Source organism: Armatimonadota bacterium (genome assembly GCA_016869025.1).
In the GTDB taxonomy this organism is placed as follows: domain Bacteria; phylum Sysuimicrobiota; class Sysuimicrobiia; order Sysuimicrobiales; family Humicultoraceae; genus VGFA01.
The window spans coordinates 1-25,150 of the sequence record VGFA01000009.1 but is presented as its reverse complement, the minus strand read 5'-3'; the positions used below and the strand labels follow the sequence as shown (position 1 = coordinate 25,150).

Sequence of the window (25,150 nt, the reverse complement as noted above, 5' to 3'; positions counted from 1 at the left end):
GCATGTTCCCGACAGACCGAAAGTACACGCGCGACCACGAGTGGGCCAAGAGGGAGAACGGCAGGGTCCGCATCGGAATAACAGCATTCGCCGCGGAGCGGCTCAGCGACATTGTCTTCGTCGAGCTGCCCAACGTGGGCGCTGAAGTGCGCGCCGGGCAGGCGTTTGGGGCGATCGAGTCTGTGAAGGCGGCCAGCGACCTCTACGCGCCGGTCTCCGGCAGGGTCGTGGAGGTGAACCAGGCGGTGGTTGACGGTCCCGAGACCATCAACCAAGACCCGCACGGGGCTGCCTGGATGGTCGTGATAGAGATGTCCGCCCCCGACGAGTGGGAGCAACTCCTGGACGCCGAAGCATACGGGGCCCTGGTAGGGGCAGAGCAGACGTGAATCCCGCTGCTGGATGGCAACCGCACAGGTATCTGCCGCTGACCGGCGGCGAGATAGAGGAGATGTTACGAGTCGCCGGCGTCGCGAGCCTGGAGGATCTGTTCGCGGAGATCCCCGCGGCCGCCCGCATGAAGCGGCCGCTGGAACTGCCGCCCGCCCTTCCAGAGGGAGAGCTGCTTGATCACTTACGGCGCCTCGCCGACAAGAACGCACACGCGGACCACATGGTCAGCTTCCTGGGTGCTGGCGCATACGACCACGAGATCCCCAGCGTGGTATGGCGCCTGGCAGGCCGGGCCGAGTTCGTGACGGCCTACACGCCATATCAGGCCGAGGTTATGCAGGGAGAGCTGCAGGCGGCCTACGAGTACCAGACGATGCTCTGCGAGCTGACCGGAATGGACGTGGCAAACGCCTCGATGTACGACGGTGCCAGCGCGCTCGGAGAGGCGGCGGTGATGGCCCGCGACCTGACCGGCCGCAACCGGGTGGTGACCTCGAGCGCCGTGCACCCCCACTATCGCGAGGTGCTGCGCACGTACACGCGCCACCTGGGAATCGAGGTGACCGAGGTTCCGCACCGCGACGGGGTGACACCCCCCGGGGAGATCCGCGCGGCAACCGGGCCGGAGACGGCGGCGGTCATGGTGCAGTCACCCAACGCCTTTGGATGCATCGAGCAGGGAGCCGCCCTGGCGCAGGTGGCGCACGAAGCCGGGGCGCTGCTGATCGCTGCCGTGGCTGAGCCGATCAGCCTGGGCCTGCTGCGCCCGCCCGGCGATTACGGCGCCGACATCGTGGCCGGAGAAGGCCAGCCGCTGGGCAATCACCTCAACTACGGAGGCCCGTATCTGGGGATGCTCGCGGCTCGCCGGGAGTTTGTCCGACGCATGCCCGGCCGCCTTGTAGGGATGACCAAGGACCGCGACGGCCGCAGGGGCTTCGTCCTTACCATTCAGGCGCGCGAGCAACACATCAAGCGCGAGAAGGCAACCAGCAACATCTGCACAAATGAGGCCCTGAACGCCCTCGCGGCAGCGGTCTACATGGCCGCGCTAGGCCCTGGGGGAATGCGCCGCGTGGCCGAGGTGAACGCCCGCCGGGCGCACTACGCGATGGAGAGGCTGACCGCCGTAGCGGGCATCAGCCGGGCATTCGCCGCCCCGGTCTTCAACGAGTTCGTGCTGAGGACACCCTTGCCGCCCGACCAGCTCAACGGGCGGCTGGCCGAGGCCGGGTTCCTGGGAGGCCTGGCGCTGGGGGCCTGGTATCCGGACCTGCCGGACGGCTGGCTCGTCTGCGTCACCGAGGCGCGCACGCGAGGGCAGATTGACGCGTTCGTGGAAGCGGTGAAGGAGGCGATCGTCCGATGACCAGGCCGCCGACGACCATGCCGGTGATCTTTGAACGCAGCATGCCCGGCCGCATCGCCGCGGCCCCTCCTGCTCCGGACGTGCCCGACGTGCCGATGGAGACGATCGTTGACGCGGAGCACCTCCGGAACACCCCACCGACCCTGCCCGAGGTGAGCGAGCTCGATCTCGTGCGGCACTACACGCGGCTCTCGCACCGGAACTACTCCGTGGATGCAGGGTTCTACCCGCTCGGGTCGTGCACGATGAAGTACAACCCAAAGGTCAACGAGGACGCCGCGGGCCTGGCCGGGTTTGCCCGGCTCCACCCCAACACGCCCGCGCCGCTGGCGCAGGGAGCGCTCGAACTCCTGTGGCGCCTCGAGCAGATGCTCTGCGAGATCAGCGGGATGGACCGGGTCACCTTCCAGCCGTCGGCAGGGGCGCACGGAGAGATGACCGCGCTCATGATGATCCGGGCGTACCTGGAGGACCGCGGCGAACGCCGCACCCGCGTGATCGTGCCCGACTCGGCGCACGGCACCAACCCGGCGTCCGCGGCCATGTGCGGGTTCGAGGTTACAACCGTGCGCAGCGACGCCCGCGGAAACATTGACCACGCCGCGCTGCGCCGCGCCGCCGACGGCTCTGTTGCCGCTCTCATGCTGACCAACCCCAACACCCTGGGGCTGTTCGAGGAAGGCATCTACGAGGTGGCCGAGATAGTGCACAACTGTGGCGCGCTGATGTACCTCGACGGCGCGAACTTCAACGCGATGCTGGGCATCACGCGCCCGGGCGACCAGGGCTTCGATGTCATGCACATGAACGTGCACAAGACCTTCGGCACGCCCCACGGCGGCGGAGGCCCCGGTGCCGGACCGGTTGCTGTGAAGCGCCTGCTCGAGCCGTACATGCCGGCCCCGACGGTCGAGCGCGACGGCGACCGCTTCCTCCTGGACGGAGACCGACCCAAGTCCATAGGTCGCGTGCGCGCCTTCAACGGCAACTTCGGGATCTTCGTGCGCACCTACGCCTACCTGCTGGCGTACGGGCCCCTGCTTCGCCAGGTGTCCGAGGCGGCGGTGCTCAACGCCAACTACCTGCTGGCGCTGCTGAGGCCCCACTTCGATCTGCCATACGATCGCAGGTGCATGCACGAGTTCGTGCTGTCGGGCCGCAGACAGAAGGAGCAGCACGGGATCAGGACGCTGGAAATCGCCAAGCGCCTGCTGGATCACGGATTCCACGCGCCCACGGTCTACTTCCCGCTGATCGTGAGCGAGGCAATCCTGATCGAACCGACCGAGACCGAGAGCAGGCAGACGCTGGACGCGTTCGCCGACGCGATGATCCGCGTGGCCGGGGAGTGCGCGACCGACCCCGAGACCGTGAGGAACGCGCCGCAGAGCACCGTGGTGACGCGCCTCGACGAGGTCGCCGCGGCCCGCAAGCTCAATCTGCGGTGGACCGCGGGCAAGGAGGGCGACTCATGACCGTGCCAGGCGGCGGTCGCGTGCCTGAACTAGCCGATATCCAGGAAGCGGTCGCGCGCATCGCGCCCTATGCGCGCCGCACGCCGGTTCACCCATGGGACGAGCGGCAGGGAATCCTATTGAAGCTGGAGAGCCTCCAGACGACAGGGTCGTTCAAGGTGCGCGGGGCAGCGAACCACCTCTGCACGGTCGCGGGCAAGGTGCCGGGCGTGGTTACCGCCTCCTCCGGCAACCACGGGCAGGCGGTTGCCTACGTGGCCGCGCGCCTGGGCATCCCGGCGGTCGTCGTGGTCCCGCAGACGGTACCCCAGGTCAAGGCCAACGCGATCACCGGATATGGCGCCGAGCTGGTCCGGTGCGGAACCACGATGTCGGAGCGGTACGATATGGCGACGCGCCTGGCCCAGGAGCGAGGGCTCCACATGGTGCCATCGTTTGACGACACCCTGGTGATCGCGGGCCAGGGGACCTGCGGCCTTGAGATCCTGGAACAGGTCCCGGACCTGGCAGCGGTGGCGGTTCCGGCCAGCGGCGGCGGCCTGCTCTCCGGCGTGGCGCTCGCGATCAAGGCGCTGCGGCCGCAGGTGCGGATAATCGGCGTGGAGCCGCTCAACGTGGCCAGGTTCGCGGCATCGCGGGCGGCCGGGAAGCGGGTCTCGGTGCCCTCGGTGGACACTGTTGCCGACGGCCTGCGCGGGCAGACGCCCGGGGAGCTCACATGGGAGGCCACCTGCCGGGCGGTGGACGAGTTCGTGGCCGTGGACGACGATGCCATCCTGGATGCGGTCCGCCGTCTCTGCGTGGAGGCGCACCTGGCGGTCGAGCCGTCAGGCGCCGTTTCCGTGGCAGCGCTGCTGGCAGGCCTGGTCAGGCACCGTCCGGCAGTGGCCGTGGTCAGTGGCGGCAACCTGGATCCGGCACTCCTGGCAGGCCTCCTGACCCGTCCGGGCTAGAAATCGCGCGTCCGAGCAAGCCAGGGCGAGCAGGCGCCGCCAGGCAAGACTACCGTACACTTGTTCGCTCACCCGCGGGGTTGCTATACGAACAAACGTTCGTTATGGTTGGGGCGGAGGTGGCGCATGACCAGCCCTCTGACCCCTAGGCAGCACGAGATCCTCCGCCACATAGCGACCAGCATTCGCCGAACCGGCATCGTGCCCTCCGTGCGCGAGATCGGGCATGCGCTCGGGATGCGGTCACCATCCACCGTGCACCAACACCTCTCCGCCCTGGCCCGCAAGGGATTCCTGCGCCGCGACGGCGATCGGATGCGGGTGCTCGAGATCACCGACCGCACGCCATTGAAAGAAGGCGAGGAAGCCGTTCACCTGCCCCTGGTCGGGCGCGTGTCCGCGGGCACGCCGGTGCTGGCGGAACAACACATTGAGGACATGATCCCGATCCCCAGGCGCTTCGTCGGATGGAGCGACGAGAGCTTCCTTCTCACGGTGCGGGGTGACAGCATGACCGGCGCCGGGATTATTGATGGCGACCTGGTGATCGTCCGGTGCCAGGCCACTGCCAGCGCCGGAGATATCGTCGTTGCGCTCCAGGGCGAGGAGGCCACGGTCAAGCGCCTGGCTGTGGAAGGCGGCGGTCCGTATCTGCGGCCCGAGAACCCGGCCTACACTCCGAACCGGGGCGAGTTCGAGATCCTGGGCAAGGTGGTCGGCCTGCTGCGGCGCTTCCCGGCCGGAGGGCCGGCAGGAGGGCCGGGCGTAGGACCCGCCGGGAGACCAGTCGGGGGACCGGCATGATTCTGGCCGCGTATTCCGAGGGCGCCTGGGCCCGCCTGTGGGACGACCGCAAGGCGGTCCGGCTGAAGGTGCTCCTCCTCGTCGCATGTGTCCTGGCCGCGGCCGCGCTGGAGGCGCCCTGGTGAGGCGGAGGCTGCACGCGTCGGTCTCGGTGTGTCCGGCGCCTGCCGGGCCCGACGTTATCAAGGTGGTGATGCATTGGGAGGGCGGCTGCGCCGCGCGCACGGTGGTCAGGCGGCTGCGGCACGGGGACACCGCGCCCGCTGCGTGCAGGGCGGTCCTGCTCGCGCTCTGGGAGGCGCGGCGTGCGCGCGCCCGCTCGCTCGTGCTGTGCACCGACGACGACGAGGCCGCGGACCTTATCACGGGATCCGGCCCGCCGCCCGAGGGAGCGCTCGGGCCGTACCTTCAGGCCAGGGCCCTCCGCCACGCCTTCCGCTCCGTGGAGGTGCGGCGCCTGGCGTCTGCCTGCGCCGACCTTCCGCTCTGGGCCGCGGCGTCGTAGGCGGGCCACCGTTTCGCGGGCGGGCCGCCCTGGGCTGTCGCGGGCCGCCGCGGCACGGCCCGATCGCGGGCGCAGGGTGGAGCGTGATTGCCGGAGAAGACACGCGGCAGGCCCTATGCCCGCCCCTGCCCGTGAGACTGAAGACACATTCTGGACGCGGCCGCTGGCAGCGCTGGCAGACGATCTACGCTCGGATTCGTCCGGGCTGAGTAGCGCCGAGGCCGATGCGCGCCTGATCCGCCACGGGCCCAACGTGCTGCGCCCGCGCGGGCAGCGGGCCCTGCTTGTCGAGTTCCTTTCACGGTTCCGCAATCCGCTGGTGATCGTACTGGTGGTCGCCAGCGGAATCTCCGCCCTCACCGGCGATGCCACCAGCTTCTTCATCATCAGCGCCATTGTGCTGATGAGCGTGACACTGGACTTCGTGCAGGAGCACAAGGCCGGCCGCGCCGCGGAGCGGCTGAAGAACTCGGTCGCGGTGCGCGTCACAGCCCTCCGCGACGGCGCCCCCACGGAGGTTCCGGCAGAACGGGTGGTGCCCGGTGACGTCGTGATGCTGGCCGCCGGCGACCTGGTGCCTGCCGACGGCCGCGTACTGGAATCGCGCGACCTGTTCGTGAACCAGGCGCTCATGACCGGCGAGCCGTACCCGGTGGAGAAGCGCTCCGGCGACCTCACGGGGAGCGTGGGGATGGCCGGGGCCGAGAACGCGGTCTTCATGGGCACCTCGGTAATCAGCGGCAGCGGGCGCGTCCTGATCTACCGCACCGGGGGAGCCACGGCGCTGGGCGAGATCGCCGACACCCTGGGCAGGCAGGCCCCACCGACCGCGTTCGAGCAGGGGACGCGCCAGTTCGGCCTGCTCATCATGCGCCTGACCGTCCTGATGGTGCTGTTCGTGCTGATGGTGAACACACTGTTCCACAGGCCTCTCCTGGAAGCGTTTCTGTTCGCGCTCGCGCTCGCGGTGGGGCTGACCCCTGAACTTCTGCCCATGGTGGTCTCGGTGACCCTTGCCAGGGGCGCGCTGCGGATGGCCGAGAAGAAGGTCATTGTGAAGCGGCTGGCCGCGGTCCAGGACCTGGGCAGCATGGACGTGCTGTGCACCGACAAGACCGGAACGCTGACCCAGGCGCGCATCCATCTGGAACGCCACCTGGACGGATTCGGGCGCGAGAGCGAGCGAGTGCTGGAGCTCGCCTACATCAACAGCGTCTTCGAGACCGGCCTGCGCAGCCCGCTGGACGAGGCGATCCTGGAACACGTGGAGATTGACGTGCGCGGCTGGACGCGCATAGACGAGGTGCCGTTCGACTTCGAGCGGCGCCGGGTCTCGGTGCTCGTGGAACGGGAAGGGGAGCGGGAGGGCGAGCGGGATGGGGGGCGGAAGGGGGAGCGGGAACGGCTCCTGGTGGTCAAGGGCGCCCCGGAGGACATCCTGCGCCTCTCAACCATGTATGAGGGGGACGGGCCGTCGGATCTCCGGCCGATGGACCGCCCCGGACTGGAGCGGATTCAGGCCCTGTTCCACTCCCTGGGCCGCGAAGGGTTCCGGGTCCTGGGAGTGGCCTGGCGGTCGGTCGGCGTAGATCATCCCCACGCGGTGGTGACCGACGAGACGGAGCTGGTCTTCGCGGGATTCGCGGCATTCCTCGACCCGCCGAAGGCGAGCGCGTCCGAGGCGCTCCGCCGCCTGGCGGAGTGCGGGGTCACGGTCAAGGTCGTCACTGGCGACAACGAACTCGTCACCCAGCACGTCTGCGCGCAGATCGGGCTTACGGTGTCCGGCGTGCTGCTGGGCACGGAGATCGCGGCGATGGACGACGAGGCGCTGGGGGCCCGCGCCGGCACCGCCAACCTGTTCTGCCGCGTGAACCCGGCGCAGAAGAACCGGGTCATCCGCGCGCTCCGCGCGCGCGGACACGTGGTGGGCTACATGGGAGACGGCATCAACGACGCGCCCTCGATGCACACCGCGGACGTGGGCATCTCCGTGGAAGGCGCGGTGGACGTGGCCAAGGAGGCCGCGGAGCTGATTCTCCTGGAGCAGGACCTGGGCGTCCTCCACGGCGGGGTCATGGAGGGCCGGCGCACGTTCACCAACGTCATGAAGTACATCATGATGGGCACCAGCTCCAACTTCGGGAACATGTTCAGCATGGCAGGGGCATCCCTGGTGCTGCCCTTCCTACCGATGAGGCCGGCGCAGATCCTACTGAACAACCTGCTCTATGACATCTCCGAGATGCCCATTCCCGCGGACAGCGTGGACCCCGAGGACCTGGCCCACCCGCGCTCGTGGGACATGGGATTCATCCGGAAGTTCATGCTGGTGGTGGGGCCGGTGAGCTCGATCTTCGACTTCCTCACGTTCTACGTTCTGCTGGAGGTGTTCCGGGCCCACGAAGCATTCTTCCACACGGGGTGGTTCGTCGAGTCGCTCGCCACGCAGGTCTTGGTCATCTTCGTGATACGCACGCGCGGAAATCCATTCCGAAGCCGCCCCCACCAATTGCTGGCAGGCGCGTCGCTGGGCGTTGTCGCGGTGGCCATCGCCCTGCCGTTCGCGCCCATCGCCGGCCGCCTGGGGTTCGTGCCGCTGCCGCCGGCCTTCTTCGTGGTGCTGGCAGGGCTGGTGTTCACCTACCTGCTGGCGGTGGAATGGGTGAAGCGGTGGTTCTACCGGCGCCTGTCCACCCCGCCCGTGCCCCGCAGGGCCGCAGCGCCCTGATGCCGAACCTTGCCCGAGGGTGACGACCTCGTTGACCGGCGAATCCGCTTCCACGCATTCCACGCACATGGCGCAAGGCGAGGCTCACCTCGAAGCCGGCGAGTGGCCCGAGGCCGAGGCCGCCTTCCGCCGCGCCGTTGAGGCGGATCCTTCGTCGGCCGCGGCGCTCAGCAAGCTCGGCGTTGCGATCGCACACCAGCGCCGCCTGGGAGAAGCGGAGCAGGCATTCGCCCGCGCGGTCGCCGTGGACCCGCGATACGCGCCCGCGTGGAGCAACCTGGGGAACGCCTGCAGGGAGACAGGGCGGCTGGATCAGGCGCTGGAGGCCTACCAGCGGGCGGTCGCGCTGGACCCCGACTACTGGATCGCCCACCAGAACCTGGGTGGCCTTTACAAGCAGATGGGCCGCACGGGCGAGGCGATCGCCTCGCTGCGCCGTGCCACGCGGCTGTCGGCAAGCAGGGCGCTGCGCGGCTCCCGGCCTGCCGGTGGCCGCCGGATCGGTTGCGGCGGCGCCTCGGCCGCGGCGCTGATCATCGTGGCCGCCGCGGCGCTCCTGCTCTAGTCCTCTCTAGTCTTCCACGCCGCCCCGGAGCCGCAGCACGTGCAGGAGATCGCTGCGGGTTACGATTCCCGCCAGGTCGCCGCGGTCGTCGAGCACCAGCAGGCGGCCTATCCCGGCCTGCATCATGCGCGCGAGCGCGTCGTAGGCCGAGTCATCCACCAGTACGGTCTTCAGCCGCTCGCGCGGTGTCATGACCTCGCGCACGGCGACCTCGGCGCGCCGGTCGCTTGGAACCGCGGCCACGTCCTGCAGCGTCACGATTCCAACAAGGTGATCGCCGTACACGACCGGGAATCCGCCGTGCTTGTGCGGGAGGAAATGATCGGCAATGGCGCGCTCCACGGTGAGCGATGGCTCAACGGTGTGTAGATCGCGCGTCATGATCTCGCCCACCCGCACGCCGCCCAGACCCTGGCGCAGCACCACCTGCTGGTAGGACGACTGCGCCCCGGCGTCGAGGAACCATCCGATGAGCACCAACCAAAGGCCCGTGATGAGGCTGCGTGACAGCACGACCAGCCCGGCGCCGATGAACATCACGGCGACCACCTGCCCGGTGCGGGCCGCGATGCGAGTCGCCCTGGGCAGGTTGTTTGATCTGTGCCACAGCAGGGCGCGCAGGACGCGCCCGCCGTCGAGCGGGAACCCAGGGACCATGTTGAAAACGCCCAGCATCAGGTTCACCACGGCCAGGTACCGGATGATGGTACCCAGGGCCCGATCACCGAGGATCGGCGAGACCGCGTACAGCGCTGCTGCCAGCGCCAGACTCGTCAGGGGCCCGGCGATCGCCACCAGGAACTCAGCCCGCGGCGAGGGCGGCTCCTCGGCAACCTGCGCTACGCCCCCGAAGAGGAATAGCACGATGGAGTGCGTCCGCATGCCGAAGCGACGCGCGGTCAGCGCGTGGCCGAACTCGTGGGCCAGTACCGAGGCGAACAGCAGCAGCGCGGAGACGATGCCCATGGCCCAGTAGGTGCTCTCATCAAAGCCCGGGGACTGCTGTGGGTAGTACGATCCGGCGAGGGACCACGCCACGAGCCAGATCGCGATGAACCATGTGTAGTTGATGGCAACCGGGATCCCAAGCAGGGTTCCCAACCGCAGCGCACCGCGCATCACGCACCTCCTGTGGACATGATAGCGGGAATACCCTAACCTGGGGAGCGGTTAAGGGACCTGGTGGTCAGGAGTCCAAGGCCGCCGCAGATTCGCGAGGAGGAGCACAGAATGGCCAAGCCAGTGGCAGTGACCGAGCAGACGTTTGACGCGGAGGTCCTGAAATCCGACCTACCCGTCCTGGTGGACTTCTGGGCGGAGTGGTGCAGCCCGTGCCGCATGGTGGCGCCCATCGTGGAGGAACTGGCCGGCGAGTACGCGGGCCGGGTCAAGGTCACCAAGGTAGATGTGGACAGCAACCAGAACCTGGCTATTCGATACAATGTCATGGGTATCCCCACCCTCGGGGTCTTCAAGGGCGGAGAGATGATCGAGCGGATCGTGGGCTTCATGCCCAAGCCCGAGCTGAAGCGGCGGCTCGATGGAGCCCTGGGGGCGGATCTCAAGAAGAGCGGCTAGATCCTCTGGGTATGCAACCAGCGATCCACGTCAATCGCGGCCATGCAGCCGAATCCTGCGGCGGTGATCGCCTTGCGGTACGTAGGGTCGTGCACGTCGCCCGCGGCGAAGACCCCATCAACGCTGGTGAGTGACCTTTCTCGCAGCCGAATGTAGCCGGCCTCGTCGAGGTCGAGCTGTCCCCGAAACAGGGTCGTGTTGGGCACGTGGCCGATCGCGACAAACACGCCGTCGGCCGCCACCTCGGTCTGCTCAGAGGTCTTTACGTTCCGGAGCCGCACGCCGGTCACCGCGTCGCCGCCCAGGATCTCCTCTACCACGCTGTTCCAGACGAAGGCGATCTTGGGATGGGCCGCCGCGCGCTCCGCCATGACCTTGCTGGCCCGCAGCTCGTCCCGGCGGTGCACCAGGGAGACCGTCTGTGCCAGGTTGGCCAGGTAGAGGGCTTCCTCCACGGCCGAGTCGCCGCCGCCGATCACGATCACATCTCGGTTGCGGAAGAAGAAGCCATCGCAGACGGCGCAGACGGACACTCCGCGGCCCATCAATCGCGACTCCCCAGGCACCCCGAGAAGCTTCGCCGAAGCGCCGGTGGCCACGATGACGGCCCGCGACTCGAACCGCTGGCCCGATGCCACCGTGATGCCAAACGGCCGCCGGCCGAACTCCACCTCGGTTGCGTCCTCCGAGACGAACTCGGCCCCCACCCGCACGGCCTGCTTCCGCATCGTCTTCATCAGCGCGGGCCCCAGTATCCCCTTCGCGAACCCCGGGTAGTTCTCCACGATCGTGGCGGTCGTGAGCTGCCCGCCGGCTGCGGCACCCTCGATGACCAGCGGCGCCAGGTTGGCGCGGGCCGTGTATATGGCCGCAGTGAGGCCGGCGGGTCCGCCGCCGAGGATTGTGATGTCGCGCATGTCTCTAACGTATCACGCCGGGCCCGAGACGGGCCATATGCCGCCGGGACTGCATGAGGCGGTATTGACAACCGGAGAAGAGTTGACAATACTGTTGTTAGGGTTTCTAATATGGACGCTATCACTCAGGCCCAGGAGAGCAGGCCAGGAGGTGGCGGGGTGCGGGAACGCAGGGATACCAGGCCGGTCTACGTGATAAGCGTCGCGGCCGAGATAACCGGGCTACACCCCCGCACGCTGCGTATCTACGAGATGAAGGGCCTGCTCGCCCCGGTGCGGCGCAACCGGATCCGGCTGTACTCGGACGACGACATCGAGCGGGTGCGCATGATCCGGCGGCTGATCGAGGCCCACCGGCTCAACCTTGCCGGGGTGCGGCTGATACTGGAGGTGGTGGAGCGGCTGGGATACGGCAACGAAGAGCGCGTTGAGAGCACCATGCAGTGGCTGGTCGAACGAATACTAGAGCATCAGGGAGGGAGAAAGAGATGAGCATTATCCGCTGGGAGCCCTTTGACGAGATGATGTCCCTGCGGGAGTCAATGGACCGCCTGTTCGAGGACTTCTTTACCCGGCGGCCCCGTGCGGCGGCGCCGCTGGTCTGGCAGCCCGCGACCGAGGTCTTCGAAACCGACAGCGAGGTTGTGGTGAAGGCCGAGCTGCCCGGGATAGACCCCAAGAGCGTCACCGTGACCATCACCGCCGAGGGCCTGAGCATCAAGGGAGAGGCCAAGGCCGACCACGAAGAGAAGGGACGCAACTACTACAGGCGCGAGTTGCGCTACGGCGCGTTTCAGCGTACTATCCCGCTGCCGACCGAGGTGAAGAGCGAGGAGACAAAGGCCTCGTTCCGCCACGGCATTCTCGAGGTGAAGGTTCCGAAGGCCGAGCGGGTGAGGCCGAAGACCGTAAAGGTAGAGGTCGAAGGCTAGCCCGGGGACGACGCAGGCACAACGCAAGAGTAACGCGAGGATAACGCGAGGGGAGATCTCACATGGGCAAAGTTGTGGGCATTGATCTGGGAACGACCAACTCGGTGATCGCCGTGGTCGTCGGCGGAGAACCGCAGGTGATCGCCAATACCGAGGGTAGCCGGCTTACGCCGTCGGCGGTCGCCTTCACGAAGACCGGCGAGCGGTTGGTCGGGCAGATGGCCAAGCGCCAGGCGATCCTCAACCCCGAAAACACGGTCTACTCGATCAAGCGCTTCGTCGGCCGCCGGTACGCCGAGGTGGAGTCCGAGCGCAAGATCGTGCCCTACAAGGTCGGGGAAGGGCAGAACGGCATGGCCGTCGTGCACATTCCCGCCTCCGGCAAGACCTTCACGCCCGAGGAGATCTCCTCAATGATCCTCCAGAAGCTCCGGACCGACGCGGAGGCCTACCTCGGCGAGAAGATCACCGAGGCGGTCATCACCGTGCCGGCCTACTTCAACGACTCGCAGCGCACCGCGACCAAGCACGCCGGCGAGATCGCCGGCCTGAAGGTCCTCCGGATCATCAACGAGCCGACCGCGTCGTGCCTGGCCTATGGCCTGGACAAGAAGGGTTCCGAGACGGTCCTGGTCTTCGACCTGGGCGGCGGCACCTTCGATGTGTCCATTCTGGAGATCGGCGGCGGCGTGTTCGAGGTCAAGGCGACCTCCGGCGATACCCACCTGGGCGGGGACGACTGGGACGAACGAATCGTCAACTGGCTGGCCGACGAGTTCCGCAAGCAGCAGGGCATTGATCTGCGGCAGGATCGCCAGGCGCTACAGCGGTTGCGCGAGGCGTCTGAGCGGGCCAAGGTGGAACTCACCACGGTCGTTCAGACCACGATCAACCTACCCTTCATCACCGCCGACGCTACCGGCCCCAAACACCTCGACTACGTTCTCACCAGGGCCAAGTTCGAGGAGCTGACCGCGGATCTGGTCGAGCGCTGCATCGGGCCGTTTCGGCAGGCCATCTCGGACGCGCGGCTCACGGAGCGCGACATCAACGAGGTGATCCTGGTCGGCGGAGCGACCCGCATGCCCATGATCCAAGAGCTTGTCCGGCGGCTCACCGGCAAGGAGCCCAACAGGGAGGTCCACCCGGATGAGGTCGTGGCCGTGGGCGCGGCGATCCAGGCCGGCGTGCTGGCGGGCGAGGTGCGCGATGTGGTGCTGCTCGACGTCACCCCGCTGACGCTGGGGGTCGAAACCCTGGGCAGCGTCATGACGCCCATGGTTTCCCGCAACACGACCATTCCCACACGCAAGACCGAGAGGTACACCACCGCCGCCGACGGGCAGACGCAGGTCGAGATCCACGTCCTGCAGGGCGAGCGGCCGATGGCGCGCGACAACCGTACGCTTGGCCGGTTCGTGCTGGACGGCATCCCGCCGGCCCCGCGAGGGGTGCCGCAGATCGAGGTGACGTTTGACATTGACGCGAACGGCATCCTGCACGTGACCGCCAAGGATACCGCGACCAATCGCGAGCAGTCCATCAAGATCACCGGTACTTCGACGCTGGTCAAGGACGAGGTTGACAAGATGGTGAAGGAGGCGGAGCGCTTCGCCGCCGAGGACAAGGCCAAGCGCGAGGCCGCCGAGACGCGCAACCGCGGCGATTCCATCGCCTATCAGGTGGAGAAGCTGCTCAAGGACTCCGGGGACAAGATCTCGTCCGCGGAGCGCGCGAAGGTCGAGGAGGCGCTCAAGGAACTGCGCGAGGCGCTGAAGGGCGAGGATGTGGCGCGCATCTCGAGCGCTGCCGACGCGGTGCAGCAGGCGTCCTACAAGATGAGCGAGGAAATGTACAAGGCGACCGCGGGCGCCCCTGGCGCCGCCGCCGGCGGGGAAGCGGTGGGCGGTCAGGCGCCTCCGTCCGGGGAAGACGTGATTGACGCCGAGTACAAGCCGAGCCAGTAGGAAGCGGCGATGGGTGACGAGCGCATTCTCAAGGGAGATGCCAACGGCGAGACCAACGGGGAATCACTGGCGCGGCCTGAGGCGCCCGGCGAGAGCGTGGAGGCGCTCCAGGCCGAGGTCGCGCGTCTGAGCCAGGCGGCGGAGCGCAACTGGCAGCAGTTCCTGCGCGCGGCCGCCGACCTCGAGAACTACCGGAAGCAGGCGGCTCGGCAGCGCGAGGAGGCGGTGGCTTCCACGCGACGCGCCCTGCTCGCCGTGATCCTGGGCGTGGCAGACACGCTGGAGCGGGCCCTGACGCACGCCGGGAGCGCGGGCGCGGCCGATTCGGGCGGGAACAACGCGGGCGCGGCGGCCATCGCAGACGGCATCCGCCTGGCGCACCGCCAGGTGCTGGACGTTCTCTCGAGGATGGGTGTACGGCCGATGGAGGCGCTGGGCAAGGAGTTCGACCCGCGCTTTCACGATGCGGTCGAGGCGGTGGCCGCCGGCGAGTGCGCGCCGGCCGGAACCGTGGCCGCTGAGATCCAGCGCGGGTACATGCTGGGCGACGAGGTGCTCCGCCCGGCCAGGGTGAGGGTGGCGCAATAGGGTGGAGTTCAAGGACTACTACAAGGCGCTCGGCGTCGAGCAGGGGGCTGACCAGAAGGCGATCAGCCGTGCCTTCCGGCGTTTGGCGCGCGAGTCCCACCCGGACGTCAACAAGCGCAAGGGAGCCGAGGACCGGTTCAAGGAGATAAACGAGGCGTATCAGGTTCTGAGCGATCCCGGGCGCAGGGCGCAGTACGACCAGGTCTACGAGGCCTACAAGAGCGGTGGGGTTCGCTGGCAGGACCTGTTCGGCCGGCCCACGGCCGGCCGAACGGCGCAGGGTGGGGTCACGTTCACGGTCGGAGGTGGGTTCGAGGATCTCTTCGGCCGTGGCGGCGGATCTGCCGCGGGCTTCAGCGAGTTCTTCCAGCAACTGTTCGGGGGGTTCGGAGGGATGGCAGGCCAACCCCACGGCGCAACACGGCCTGGCCGCATGGAGGTTCCTGTCGAGATCACGCTCGAAGAGGCCTTCGGCGGCGCGCACCGGAAGATCGAGATGCCGGGATCCGGCCAGCGGGTGGACGCCGGGATCCCGCGCGGGGTGCGGTCGGGCCAGACCGTGCGGCTGCCAGGCGCCGCCGCCGGCGAAGACCTCTACCTGAAGATCCACGTCCTCCCTCACCGGCTCTTCGAGCGCAGCGATGACGACCTGACCGTGGTGCTTCCTGTTACCGTCAGCGAGGCGGCGCTGGGCGCCGAGGTCCAGGTGCCGACGCTGGAGGGTGCCGTTACGATGCGCGTGCCGCCCGAGACGCAGAACGGCCGGCGGTTCCGGCTGAAGGGGCTGGGCATTCCCCACGCGCGCGGCGAAGGCCGCGGAGACCTGTACGTGAAGGTGAACGTGGTGATTCCGACCGGGCTTTCGGAGCGGGAGCGCGAGCTCTTCCAGGAATTGGGTGGGGCGCGCAGCGAGGATCCGCGCAAGGGACTGCTCTCGTAGGAGACGGACGGAGATGACAATGCGATTCGACAAGTTCACGGAGAAGGCGCAGGAGGCGCTGATCGGCGCCCAGCAGGCCGCCGCGGCGCGCGGACACCAGGCGTCCGACCCGGAGCACCTGCTGCTGGCGCTCACGGAACAGCCCGAAGGGTTGATACCGCAGTTGCTGCTGCGCCTCGGCGCCGACCCCCGCGTTCTGCGCACCCGCCTGGTCGCTGACCTGGAGCGCCGACCGCGCGTGGAGGGAAGTCCGCCCGCCGCCGGCATCGTGATCTCGCCTCGCCTGGCACGCGTGCTGGAGGCCTCGCAGCGGGAGGCCGACCGGCTCACCGACGAGTACATCAGCACCGAGCACCTGCTGCTGGGCCTGCTAGCATCGCACGACAGCGAGGCCGCCCGGCACCTCTCCGAGATGGGGGTTACGCCTGAAGGCGCCTACAAGGCCCTTGGAGAGATACGCGGGCAGCAGCGCGTCACGGATCCCAATCCCGAGAACAAGTACCAGGCGCTGGAGAAGTACGGCCGCGACCTCACGCAACTCGCGGCTTCGGGCAAACTGGATCCGGTCATCGGCCGCGACGACGAGGTCCGCCGCGTGATTCAGGTCCTCAGCCGCCGCACCAAGAACAACCCGGTGCTGATCGGCGACCCGGGCGTCGGCAAGACCGCCATAGCCGAGGGCCTGGCGCAGCGGATCGTGAAAGGCGACGTGCCCGAAGGGCTCAAATCCAGGCGCGTAGTGCAGCTGGACATGGGAGCGCTGGTCGCCGGGACCAAGTATCGGGGCGAGTTCGAGGACCGCCTCAAGGCGGTGCTCCGCGAGATCGCCTCGGCCGAAGGCCAGATCAGCGTCTTCATTGACGAGCTGCACACCGTGGTCGGCGCCGGCGCGGCCGAGGGGGCCATTGACGCGGCAAATCTGCTGAAGCCGATGCTGGCGCGCGGCGAGCTGCACGCGATCGGCGCCACCACGCTCGACGAGTACCGGAAGCACATCGAGAAGGACGCGGCGCTGGAGCGGCGCTTCCAGCCGGTGCTCGTGGGCGAGCCGTCGGTGGAGGAGACGATCAGCATCCTGCGCGGACTGAAGGAGCGCTACGAGGTCCATCACGGGGTGCGGATCACCGACCCCGCGGTCATCGCCGCCGCGATGCTTTCCGACAGGTACATCAGCGCGCGGTTCCTGCCCGACAAGGCCATAGACCTGATGGACGAGGCGGCCAGCCGGCTGCGCATGGAGATTGACAGCAAGCCCGCCGAGCTGGACGAGGTGGATCGCCGCGTCATGCAGATCGAGATCGAGCGCGAGGCCCTGCGCCGAGAGACCGACCCCGCCAGCCGGGAGCGCCTGGAGCGGCTCGAGGAGGAGCTGGCTTCGCTGACGGAAAGGTCCGGGGCCCTGCGGGGGCAGTGGGACCAGGAGAAGCAGGCGATTACCGCCATCCGCGAGACCAAGCAACGGATAGAGGAGGCCCGACGCCAGATAGAGGACGCTGAGCGGCGTGCCGATCTGGAGGCCGCGGCGCGGCTTAGATACGGGACCGTGCCGGAGCTGGAGCGCCAGATGCGCGGCCAGGAAGAGCACCTGCGGACGGTTCAGGCCGGCGGGCGGCTGCTCAACGAGGAGGTCACCCCGGACGAGGTGGCCGAGGTGGTAGCGCGCTGGACGGGCATCCCGGTGCAGCGGCTGCTGGAAGGCGAGATGGCCAAGCTGCTGCACCTCGAGGAGCGGCTGCACGAGCGGGTGATCGGCCAGGGCGAAGCCGTGAGCGCCATCGCCGACGCGATCCGGCGCGCCCGGGCCGGCCTGAAGGACCCCCGCCGGCCCATTGGCGCCTTCATGTTCCTGGGCCCCACCGGCGTGGGCAAGACCGAGCTGGCGCGTGCCCTTGCCGAGCAGCTCTTCGACGACGAGGACGCCATGGTGCGCCTGGACATGTCGGAGTACCAGGAGCGGCACACCACCAGCCGGCTCGTCGGCGCGCCCCCGGGCTATGTGGGATTCGAGGAAGGCGGGCAGCTCACCGAGGCGGTCAGGCGGCGGCCCTATCGCGTGATCCTCCTTGACGAGATCGAGAAGGCACACCCGGACGTGCTGAACATCCTGCTTCAGGTCATGGAGGACGGCCGGCTGACCGACGGTCACGGCCGGACCGTGGACTTCAAGAACACGGCCATCATCATGACCAGCAACCTGGGCAGCAGGCACCTGCAGGGCCTGGAGGCCCGGGATGCTTCATCGTACGAGATGGCCCGGATGCTCGTGCTGGGCGAGTTGCGCAAGACCGTCCGGCCAGAGTTCCTGAACCGCATAGACGAGATCATCGTGTTCCGCCCTCTCTCCGAGGAGCAGCTCGTCGAGATCGTCGGGCTCCAGGCCAGTGCGCTGGCCCGGCGGCTGGCCGCGCAAGGCATGGGCATCGAGGTAACCGAGGCAGCGAGGAAGTACCTGGCCAAGGAGGGGTACAGTCCAGACTTCGGCGCCCGCCCTCTTCGCCGGCTGATCCAGCGGGAGATCGAGAACGTCGTCGCCCGCAAGATACTGGCCGGGGATCTGCGGCAGGGGGAGACTATGCACGTGGACTATCAGGGCGACCACCTGGTGTTTACCGCGCTATAATTGGGCGACACTCGCGGGGAGGTGAGCGCCATCCTTGAGGTCACAGTTTTCGTCAGCGGAGGCGTGCTGCTCGCGCTGGAGATCATCGCCAGCCGGGTACTGGCGCCCTACTTCGGCAACTCGATCTACGTATGGGGCAGTCTAATAGGCGTCTTCCTCACGGCGTTGAGCGTGGGGTACGCCGTCGGCGGTAGGATCGCCGACCGATTCCCATCGCACGGCCTGTTCTCTGGGATCGTCTTCCTGGCCGGGCTGCTGACCGTCCCAATACCTACCCTGGCCACGCCCGTGCTTGATGCGATCGCCCGCGCCGACCTGGGGCCGCAGCTCAACCCGCTGGCCGGATCCATGGCGCTGTTCGTGGTACCCAGCATTGTGATGGGCATGGTCTCGCCGTTTGCCGTGCGGCTTCGCGCCAGGGCCGTGGCCACCGTGGGGCAGACGGCCGGCGCGCTCTACGCCATCAGCACGGTGGGCTCGATTACCGGGACGCTGGCGGCCTCGTTCGTGCTGATCAACTACCTCGGGGTCCGCGAGATAATCCAGATCCTCGGGCTGTCGCTGATGGCAATGGCCGTGGTCTCCTGGATGGCCGCGCGGCAGAGGACTGCCGCGGCCCTGGGCGCGGTGCTTGCGGTTCTGCTGGCTGCCGGGGTTACGGGAGCGGCGCCCGCGCCCACGCTGGTCTATGCCCGCGACACCGTCTATCACCGGATCACCGTCTCAGACGAGGGCACCGTCCGCTATCTCAAGCTGGACAACTACTGGCAGAGCGCCCTCGATCGCGAGCGGCCGCAGCGCACGGTTTTTGCCTACGCGGACTACATGCACCTGCCCGTGATTTTCGTGCCCCGGCCGTCGCACGCCGCGCTGATCGGGCTAGGCGGGGGCACGATCCCGGCCCGCTACGTGGCCGATTATCCCACGGTGACGATGGACGTGGCCGAGATAGATCCCGAGGTGGTGACCGTGGCGCGGCGCTTCTTCGGCGTGGCGGACAGCGATCGCCTGATCATGACCGCGCGCGACGGCAGGCTGCACCTGCGCCTAGCGCAGGCACGGTTCGACATTATCATGACCGATGCCTACCTGATTGACACCATTCCCTTCCACCTGGCCACCCGCGAGTTCTTCGCGCTCGCCCGCTCCCGGCTTGCCCCCGGCGGCTTGGTCGCCTCCAACATAATCGGAGCCCTGGACGGTCCGAACAGCCGGTTGTTCAGGGCGATCTACAAGACCATCCGCCAGGTCTTTCCCACGGTGTATGTCTTTCCGGTGGACTTCGGCCGCTACGGCGCGCCGGACTCGCTCCGCAACGTCATAGTGATCGCGACCGACGAGCCGGCGCTCTCGTCCGAGGAGATCAGACGCCGCGCACAGGCGCTGGTGGATGCGCGGCGCGTAACCGTGGACAGGTTCCTGGCCGCGGCGGCCGATCTGTACGAGGCGGTCATCCCGACCGCCGACGTCCCGGTGCTCTCCGACAACTTCGCACCCATTGATGCGCTGATACCGACTCGATAGGCGGGGAGTTGGGCACAACGGGAGTACGACGAGATGCCCTGGTTGCCGGACAGGAGGTCTCGGCGCCGTGCCGGTGCTGAAGATCGTCCTGGGGGACGTCGTGCGCATGCGCAAGACACATCCCTGCGGGAACGACCAGTGGGAAGTGGTGCGTCTTGGTGCCGACATAGGGGTTCGGTGCCTGAAGTGCGGCAGGAGGGTCCTGATGCCTCGCGTGAAGTTCGAGCGCCGGGTCCGGACGTTCATACGGCGCGGCCCCGACTTCGCCGAGGCCGGCCAGCAGGGGGACCAGCGTGGCGCGCTGGATCTTGGTTGAGGGTTGGGTCTTGGGTGAGGGCTGGGTCTTGAGCGGGGGCTGGGTTTGACTGCAGGATCGCGGCTTAGGGTTGCGTACCCGTGGGCGGTCGTGGCGGCCGCCGCCGCAGCGATGGCCGCGGCGATATCCACGGCTGCCTGGCCTCCGGCGCAGGGGTTCGCGCTGCTGTGCATGGCAGGGGTGGTCGCCAGCGCGCTGCGCGTGCCGATGCCAGCGGGCGGCTACCAGACGCTGCGGCCCGCTGTGGCCGCTGCCGGCCTCGGGCTCTTCGGCGCAGCGCCGGCCGCGGTTGCCATGGCGGGCGGCGCGGTGCTCGGGGACGGACTCCTGCGCCGGCGCCCACTGCGAGTCACGCTGTTCAACGCTGCGCAGGCGACCCTGGCCACGCTCGCTGCCGGAAGCGTCGCTGCCCAGGTCCAACCCGGTTTTGCCGGATGGGCCAGCCGTCTTCCCCGCGTGCACGAAAGCATGGACCTCGCGCTGGCCATTCTGGCAGCGGCAGCGGCGTTCACGGCCGTTTCCGCGGTGCTGGTGAACTGGTACATTGCCCTGCGGCGGCGACGGGCGTTCGCTGGCGTGTTGGGAGCCAACGTTGGGGTCGAGACCATCAACACGATCCTGCTGTTCGGGTTTGGCTCGATAGCCGGAATGGTCATCAACGGCAGCCTGCCGCTGCTTGCGCTGCTGGTAGCCGCCCCGGTGGCGATGTTCTCGGTTGTGCTGGTGGTGTTCACGGGAGGGAGGCAGGCATCGGCAGAGCTGGAGGTGCTTCACGCCGCAGCGTTGGAGATCGGCCGCTCCGAGAACACGGATGAGGTAGCACAGGCCACTGCCTCGGCCATGGAAAGATTGGTGGTCTCGGATACAGCATTGGTATGGCTGCGCCTGCCTGGTGAACCCGGGGCCGTCCAGGTTCACGGTACCGGCACCAAGAACGGCGAGGCCGTGGGTCAGATCGAGCTGGCCGGGCTCGTCGCTGAGGTCATGCGGTCCGGCCGGCCAGTGCGGTCCGGCGACTACGAGCGCGATCGCAGCCGCAACCCACGCCTCCGGCCGCTCGCCGGCACGGGCGCGGTTCTTTCTGTGCTGGTCGTCCCGCTGGCGGCCGCCGGGGAGGTCTGGGGAGCGATGGCCTTTGCCGAGGCCGACCGCAGTCACTTCACGGCCCGGCACGAGTATCTGGTCGCCACCCTTGCAGGATATGCCGCTGTGGCCATGCGGAACGCTCGCCAGTTGGAGGAGGGCCGGCGCCAGGGGGAACGGCTTGTTGCGCTCCAGCACCTTGGGTTTGCTCCGAGTGCCACGCTCGATGTTGACGAGGCGTGCCGGTTCCTGGTGAGGCGATCGGCGGAGGCGCTGGGCGCAAGGTACGCGCTGCTGGCGATCTACGAAGGCGTGCGCCGCGAACTGCGCGGCCAGGCGGCATACGGCACGGACGAGGAAGAGGTGAGACGGCTGCGCGTAGGCCTGGATGCCGAGCCAGGGAAGCTGCGCGACGCGGTGCGCGCCGTCCGCGAACGCCGTTCCATTGCCTCCACCATGGCCGGCGATGATCAGTTGCCGGCCTGCCGCTGCCTGGTGCTCCTGGGTCTGCCCGAGGGCCGCCACGCGCTGACCTCGCCCATGATCCACCAGGGCCGGCCGGTGGGAACCCTGACCGTGGTGCGCACCGAGCCGCGCCCCTTCTCTGCGGCCGAGACCGCGATTATTGAGGCGACCGCGGCCCAGGGAGCGGCCGCGATTGAGAACGCCCGCGCGTGCGCCGCGCTGAAGGTGCGGAACGCCCGCCTCCAGCTGGCAGCCGAGCTGTTCGGCCGGATTGGCAGGGCCGCGGACCTGCAGACCATCTTCACGCTGGTCGCGGAGGGAGCGCGCGACCTGTTTGGAGCAGGCCGCTGCATGCTGTTGGCCTGGGACGGTCAGGGCCCCATCAGGGAGGCGTTTGGGGCCGGACTGTCCGACGAATACCATCGCGCCGTGGTCGCGCGTGCCCAGGACGGCCGCAGCCGGTACACCGCACCAGGGGCCCGGCCGCACGTGCTGGCCGGCCTGCCGGCAGATCCAGGAGGAGGCCCGGATCGGTCCGCAGTCCTCTTTCCGCTGCGGACCAACGCGACGTTCGTGGGTCTGATGGCGCTGGTTTACGATGACGAAGGCGGAGGCATCTCTGGCGACAACGATATGGCCACGGCGTTCGCCGCCCAGGTGGCGGCCGCCATGGCGCGGATGGCCCTGCAGGCCCACGGCGACCGGCGCCTCAACGAGCTTGCACTGTTGAACCGCATCGTTGGGTCGGTGAGCGCTTCGCTGGACCCCGCCGAAGTGTGCCGCATCGCGGTGTCGGAACTCGCAGACGGTGTGGGGATCGCGCGCGTCACGATTCATCGCCTGGAAGGAACGCTGCTACGCCTGGTCGCGCAGGTGGGCTCACCTGACGCGCCCGCGGAGACCCCGGCATCCTCTGGGGTAAAGGGGCGCGTTGTCCGCAGCGGCCGCCCCGAGTTCGTCGCGAGCGTGCGCGAAGACCCAGATTACGTCTCCGGCAGCGCAGATACGGTTAGCATGGCCGCGGTGCCTGTTGTGCTGGAAGGCGTCACCACCGGCGTGGTCACAGCCGAGGGCACACGCGCGCGCCCGCTGACACAGCACGCCTTCGAGTTCCTGACCGAGTTCGCCGGGCAGTTGAGCATAGCGGTGAGAAACGCCGCGCTCTTCGAGGACCTGCGCAGGACGCACGACGAGCTGCAGGTGCTGTTCGAGGCCGCGAAGGCCGTGAGCGGCACGCTCGATCTTCGTACCGTGCTGGAAAGCCTGGTCTCGGTCACCTGCCGTGCCTTCGGCTACGAGAACGGCGCGCTGCTCATGGTGGACGCCGCCACCGGAGACCTCGTCGTGGAGGCGGCCTACGGGTACCAGAACCCCGTGGTCGGCGTGCGCGTGGCCGTAGGCACGGGGATCAGCGGGTGGGTTGCCCGGACCGGCAACCCCCTAATGGTGGACGATGTCAGCGCGGACCCGCGGTACTACCAGGTGGACGACCGGGTACGCTCTGAGTTGGCCGTGCCGCTAATCGCCGAGGGCAAGGTGCTGGGCGTCTTCAACGTGGAGAGCACGCGCCTGGCGGCGTTCGGGCAGCGCGACCTGCACCTGTTGGGCACCCTGGCCTCCTACGCAGTCGTGGCGATCCAGAACGCGCGGCTGTACGAGCAGGCCCAGCGCCTCGCGATCACGGACGGGCTCACCGAGCTGTACAACCACAGGTACTTCTATGAGGCGCTCGAGCGGTTTCTCGAGCGGTCCCGCCGGGATGCGCAGCCACTCGCCATCATTATGGCCGAGATAGATCGGTTCAAGCACCACAACGACACCTACGGACACAAGAGCGGGGACGAGGTCCTGCGTACGATCGCAGGCCTGCTGCGGCGCGGCAGCCGTCCCTCGGACGTCGTCGCTCGATACGGCGGCGACGAGTTCATGGTGGTGCTGCCCGGCGCGAGCGCGGCCGCGGCGCACGAGATTGCTGAGCGCCTGCGCCGTACGGTAGAGGCGTATCCTCTCCTCGCCAACGGCGACATCATAACCAGCGTCACCATGAGCGTTGGCGTGGCGGCCTTCCCCCAGGATGGTGCTACGGCCGGAGCGCTGGTCGAGGCGGTGGACCGCGCACAATACCTCGCCAAGCGGTCCGGAGGCAACAGGGTCCACTCGGCCCACGAGGCCTGACAGGGCTCCATGAGTCTCGCACTCGGACTGGTTGGTCTTCCCAACGCAGGAAAATCCACGCTCTTCAACGCGCTGACACGGGCAGGCGCAGCCGTGGCGGCCTACCCGTTCACCACGATAGAGCCCAACCTGGGGCAGGTGGCAGTTCCGGACCCCCGCCTGCAGGCGGTGGCCGGGGTTATCCTGCCTGCCCGCACGGTGCCGGCGACCGTTCGGTTCATTGACATCGCAGGACTCGTGAAGGGATCCTCCCGCGGGGAAGGGCTGGGCAACCGGTTCCTGGCCCACATCCGCGAGGTGGACGTGATCACGCATGTCGTCCGCTGCTTCTCCGACCCCGCTGCGCCCCTGGATGAGGCCGGCCTGGATCCGGTGCGCGACGCCGAGATCGTGGAGACGGAGCTGGCGCTCGCCGACCTCGAGACCGTCGAGCGGGCGCGCGAGCGGGCGGCGACGCGGGCCAAGGCCGGAGAGGCGGCCGCGCGGGAACAGGGGGCGATGCTGGCACGCATCGCGGCCGCGCTGGCCGAGGGCGTGCCCGTGCGGCGGCAACCGCTTTCGGACCCAGGGTGCGCCCTGGCCCGCGAACTGCGTTTGCTCACCGCCAAGCCCGTCATCTATGTGGCCAACCTCGACGAGCGCCTCCTTCCCGACGGAGGCCCCCCGGCTGCGGCATTGCACGCGCTGGCCGATCGCCAGGGCGGCGCGTTCATCGGGCTGGCCGCGCGTCTGGAAGCCGAACTCGGCGACCTGCCGCCGGACGAGGCCCGAGAATACATGGCCGCGACCGGCCTGGAGGAGCCGGGCGCTAACAGGGTGATTCGCCTGGGATTCGCCACGCTGGGCCTGGTGAGCTTTTTCACGGTGCTCTCTAACGAGGTGCGCGCGTGGCCGGTCCGGATAGGCACAACCGCGCTTCTGGCCGCCGGGGAGATCCACACAGATATGGCGCGCGGGTTCATCCGGGCAGAGGTGATTGCATGGGACGCCCTGGTCGCCGCCGGGAGCATGCACGCGGCGCGCGAACACGGCACGGTGCGCACCGAGGGTCGCGACTATCGGGTGGCCGACGGGGACGTGATAACGTTCAGGTTCGCGGTGTAGCCTCGGGCGCCCGCTCTACCAGCCATTTCGGAAGAGGTGAGTAGGTAGGGCGAAGCGGGCAGTTACTGGAAGCGGATAAGCGCCGGCGGCTGCTGGATGCTGCGGGCGCTTCCTATTTTCGCAGTTGTCGCGCCGGGAGGATTTTC

At 68.3% G+C, this 25,150-nt stretch carries 21 protein-coding genes; 19 read left to right on the top strand and 2 right to left on the bottom strand.

Annotated elements, in window-relative coordinates; all coding sequences use genetic code 11:
• Positions 1-2: 2 nt before the first annotated feature.
• From gcvH to FJX73_06625, 8 genes are all read left to right on the top strand, one after another.
• On the top strand, positions 3-389 hold the full coding sequence (gene gcvH / locus FJX73_06660; GenBank protein ID MBM3470458.1) for a glycine cleavage system protein GcvH: 387 nt from the start codon (positions 3-5) through the stop codon (positions 387-389).
• 62 nt (positions 390-451) lie between these two features.
• Entirely contained in the window at positions 452-1,762 is a 1,311-nt protein-coding gene (locus FJX73_06655) for an aminomethyl-transferring glycine dehydrogenase subunit GcvPA (protein MBM3470457.1), read from the top strand.
• Complete coding sequence (locus FJX73_06650) at positions 1,759-3,237, top strand: glycine dehydrogenase subunit 2 (GenBank protein ID MBM3470456.1); 1,479 nt, start codon at positions 1,759-1,761, stop codon at positions 3,235-3,237. Before FJX73_06655 ends, FJX73_06650 begins: the two co-directional genes overlap by 4 nt.
• Positions 3,234-4,190: a threonine/serine dehydratase gene (locus tag FJX73_06645; GenBank protein ID MBM3470455.1), complete on the top strand. Its 957-nt coding sequence runs from the start codon at positions 3,234-3,236 to the stop codon at positions 4,188-4,190. The genes FJX73_06650 and FJX73_06645 overlap by 4 nt, the downstream gene beginning before the upstream one ends.
• Positions 4,191-4,316: 126 nt before the next feature.
• Complete coding sequence (gene lexA, locus FJX73_06640) at positions 4,317-4,994, top strand: transcriptional repressor LexA (GenBank protein MBM3470454.1); 678 nt, start codon at positions 4,317-4,319, stop codon at positions 4,992-4,994.
• 85 nt (positions 4,995-5,079) lie between these two features.
• The gene (locus tag FJX73_06635; protein MBM3470453.1) at positions 5,080-5,499 is read left to right on the top strand and encodes a reverse transcriptase-like protein; all 420 of its coding nucleotides are present in this window, start codon (positions 5,080-5,082) and stop codon (positions 5,497-5,499) included.
• Positions 5,500-5,614: 115 nt separating this feature from the next.
• Complete coding sequence (gene mgtA, locus FJX73_06630) at positions 5,615-8,230, top strand: magnesium-translocating P-type ATPase (GenBank protein ID MBM3470452.1); 2,616 nt, start codon at positions 5,615-5,617, stop codon at positions 8,228-8,230.
• A 19-nt stretch (positions 8,231-8,249) separates the two neighbouring features.
• Positions 8,250-8,795, top strand: a complete 546-nt coding sequence (locus FJX73_06625) for a tetratricopeptide repeat protein (GenBank protein MBM3470451.1) — start codon at positions 8,250-8,252, stop codon at positions 8,793-8,795.
• A gap of 6 nt (positions 8,796-8,801) precedes the next feature.
• On the opposite strand, the gene FJX73_06620 is transcribed toward FJX73_06625, so the two are convergent.
• The gene (locus FJX73_06620; GenBank protein ID MBM3470450.1) at positions 8,802-9,914 is read right to left on the bottom strand and encodes a CBS domain-containing protein; all 1,113 of its coding nucleotides are present in this window, start codon (positions 9,912-9,914) and stop codon (positions 8,802-8,804) included.
• Positions 9,915-10,025: 111 nt separating this feature from the next.
• Here FJX73_06620 and trxA point away from each other — a divergent pair, with 111 nt between their 5' ends.
• Entirely contained in the window at positions 10,026-10,373 is a 348-nt protein-coding gene (gene trxA / locus FJX73_06615; protein ID MBM3470449.1) for a thioredoxin, read from the top strand.
• Here the strand turns inward: trxA and trxB are convergent.
• Positions 10,370-11,290 (bottom strand): thioredoxin-disulfide reductase, encoded by a 921-nt coding sequence (trxB, locus tag FJX73_06610; protein MBM3470448.1) that lies wholly within the window; start codon positions 11,288-11,290, stop codon positions 10,370-10,372. The two genes, trxA and trxB, sit on opposite strands and share 4 nt — an antisense overlap.
• Before the next feature lie 111 nt (positions 11,291-11,401).
• Between trxB and FJX73_06605 the strand changes: the two genes are divergently transcribed.
• The 10 genes from FJX73_06605 to ychF all read left to right on the top strand — a co-directional run bounded on the left by FJX73_06605 (position 11,402) and on the right by ychF (position 25,004).
• Complete coding sequence (locus FJX73_06605) at positions 11,402-11,782, top strand: MerR family transcriptional regulator (protein ID MBM3470447.1); 381 nt, start codon at positions 11,402-11,404, stop codon at positions 11,780-11,782.
• Positions 11,779-12,222: an Hsp20/alpha crystallin family protein gene (locus FJX73_06600; GenBank protein MBM3470446.1), complete on the top strand. Its 444-nt coding sequence runs from the start codon at positions 11,779-11,781 to the stop codon at positions 12,220-12,222. The genes FJX73_06605 and FJX73_06600 overlap by 4 nt, the downstream gene beginning before the upstream one ends.
• A gap of 62 nt (positions 12,223-12,284) precedes the next feature.
• Positions 12,285-14,189: a molecular chaperone DnaK gene (dnaK, locus tag FJX73_06595; protein MBM3470445.1), complete on the top strand. Its 1,905-nt coding sequence runs from the start codon at positions 12,285-12,287 to the stop codon at positions 14,187-14,189.
• A gap of 9 nt (positions 14,190-14,198) precedes the next feature.
• A complete protein-coding gene (locus FJX73_06590) occupies positions 14,199-14,777 on the top strand; it encodes a nucleotide exchange factor GrpE (GenBank protein ID MBM3470444.1) in 579 nt (192 codons plus the stop codon).
• A 1-nt stretch (position 14,778) separates the two neighbouring features.
• Positions 14,779-15,717, top strand: coding sequence for a hypothetical protein (locus FJX73_06585; protein MBM3470443.1), 939 nt, complete (start codon positions 14,779-14,781; stop codon positions 15,715-15,717).
• 19 nt (positions 15,718-15,736) lie between these two features.
• Positions 15,737-18,337 carry an ATP-dependent chaperone ClpB gene (gene clpB, locus FJX73_06580; protein MBM3470442.1) on the top strand — a complete coding sequence of 867 codons (2,601 nt, stop codon included), beginning with the start codon at positions 15,737-15,739 and terminating at the stop codon, positions 18,335-18,337.
• A gap of 21 nt (positions 18,338-18,358) precedes the next feature.
• On the top strand, positions 18,359-19,861 hold the full coding sequence (locus tag FJX73_06575; protein ID MBM3470441.1) for a spermine synthase: 1,503 nt from the start codon (positions 18,359-18,361) through the stop codon (positions 19,859-19,861).
• 67 nt (positions 19,862-19,928) lie between these two features.
• Entirely contained in the window at positions 19,929-20,177 is a 249-nt protein-coding gene (locus FJX73_06570; protein ID MBM3470440.1) for a DUF951 domain-containing protein, read from the top strand.
• Positions 20,178-20,222: 45 nt separating this feature from the next.
• Positions 20,223-23,900 carry a GAF domain-containing protein gene (locus FJX73_06565; GenBank protein ID MBM3470439.1) on the top strand — a complete coding sequence of 1,226 codons (3,678 nt, stop codon included), beginning with the start codon at positions 20,223-20,225 and terminating at the stop codon, positions 23,898-23,900.
• A 9-nt stretch (positions 23,901-23,909) separates the two neighbouring features.
• Complete coding sequence (gene ychF, locus FJX73_06560) at positions 23,910-25,004, top strand: redox-regulated ATPase YchF (GenBank protein ID MBM3470438.1); 1,095 nt, start codon at positions 23,910-23,912, stop codon at positions 25,002-25,004.
• Positions 25,005-25,150 lie beyond the last annotated feature (146 nt).

Bases quoted from the DNA above. Each gene is read 5' to 3' on its own strand.
- FJX73_06635 (MBM3470453.1), top strand. From the start codon at position 5,080: ATGTGTCCTGGCCGCGGCCGCGCTGGAGGCGCCCTGGTGAGGCGGAGG.
- dnaK (MBM3470445.1), top strand. From the start codon at position 12,285: ATGGGCAAAGTTGTGGGCATTGATCTGGGAACGACCAACTCGGTGATC.
- FJX73_06650 (MBM3470456.1), top strand. From the start codon at position 1,759: ATGACCAGGCCGCCGACGACCATGCCGGTGATCTTTGAACGCAGCATG.
- clpB (MBM3470442.1), top strand. From the start codon at position 15,737: ATGCGATTCGACAAGTTCACGGAGAAGGCGCAGGAGGCGCTGATCGGC.
- gcvH (MBM3470458.1), top strand. From the start codon at position 3: ATGTTCCCGACAGACCGAAAGTACACGCGCGACCACGAGTGGGCCAAG.
- trxB (MBM3470448.1), bottom strand. From the start codon at position 11,290: ATGCGCGACATCACAATCCTCGGCGGCGGACCCGCCGGCCTCACTGCG.
- FJX73_06655 (MBM3470457.1), top strand. From the start codon at position 452: ATGTTACGAGTCGCCGGCGTCGCGAGCCTGGAGGATCTGTTCGCGGAG.
- FJX73_06620 (MBM3470450.1), bottom strand. From the start codon at position 9,914: ATGCGCGGTGCGCTGCGGTTGGGAACCCTGCTTGGGATCCCGGTTGCC.
- mgtA (MBM3470452.1), top strand. From the start codon at position 5,615: ATGCCCGCCCCTGCCCGTGAGACTGAAGACACATTCTGGACGCGGCCG.
- FJX73_06600 (MBM3470446.1), top strand. From the start codon at position 11,779: ATGAGCATTATCCGCTGGGAGCCCTTTGACGAGATGATGTCCCTGCGG.
- ychF (MBM3470438.1), top strand. From the start codon at position 23,910: ATGAGTCTCGCACTCGGACTGGTTGGTCTTCCCAACGCAGGAAAATCC.
- FJX73_06645 (MBM3470455.1), top strand. From the start codon at position 3,234: ATGACCGTGCCAGGCGGCGGTCGCGTGCCTGAACTAGCCGATATCCAG.
- FJX73_06590 (MBM3470444.1), top strand. From the start codon at position 14,199: ATGGGTGACGAGCGCATTCTCAAGGGAGATGCCAACGGCGAGACCAAC.
- FJX73_06605 (MBM3470447.1), top strand. From the start codon at position 11,402: ATGGACGCTATCACTCAGGCCCAGGAGAGCAGGCCAGGAGGTGGCGGG.
- lexA (MBM3470454.1), top strand. From the start codon at position 4,317: ATGACCAGCCCTCTGACCCCTAGGCAGCACGAGATCCTCCGCCACATA.
- trxA (MBM3470449.1), top strand. From the start codon at position 10,026: ATGGCCAAGCCAGTGGCAGTGACCGAGCAGACGTTTGACGCGGAGGTC.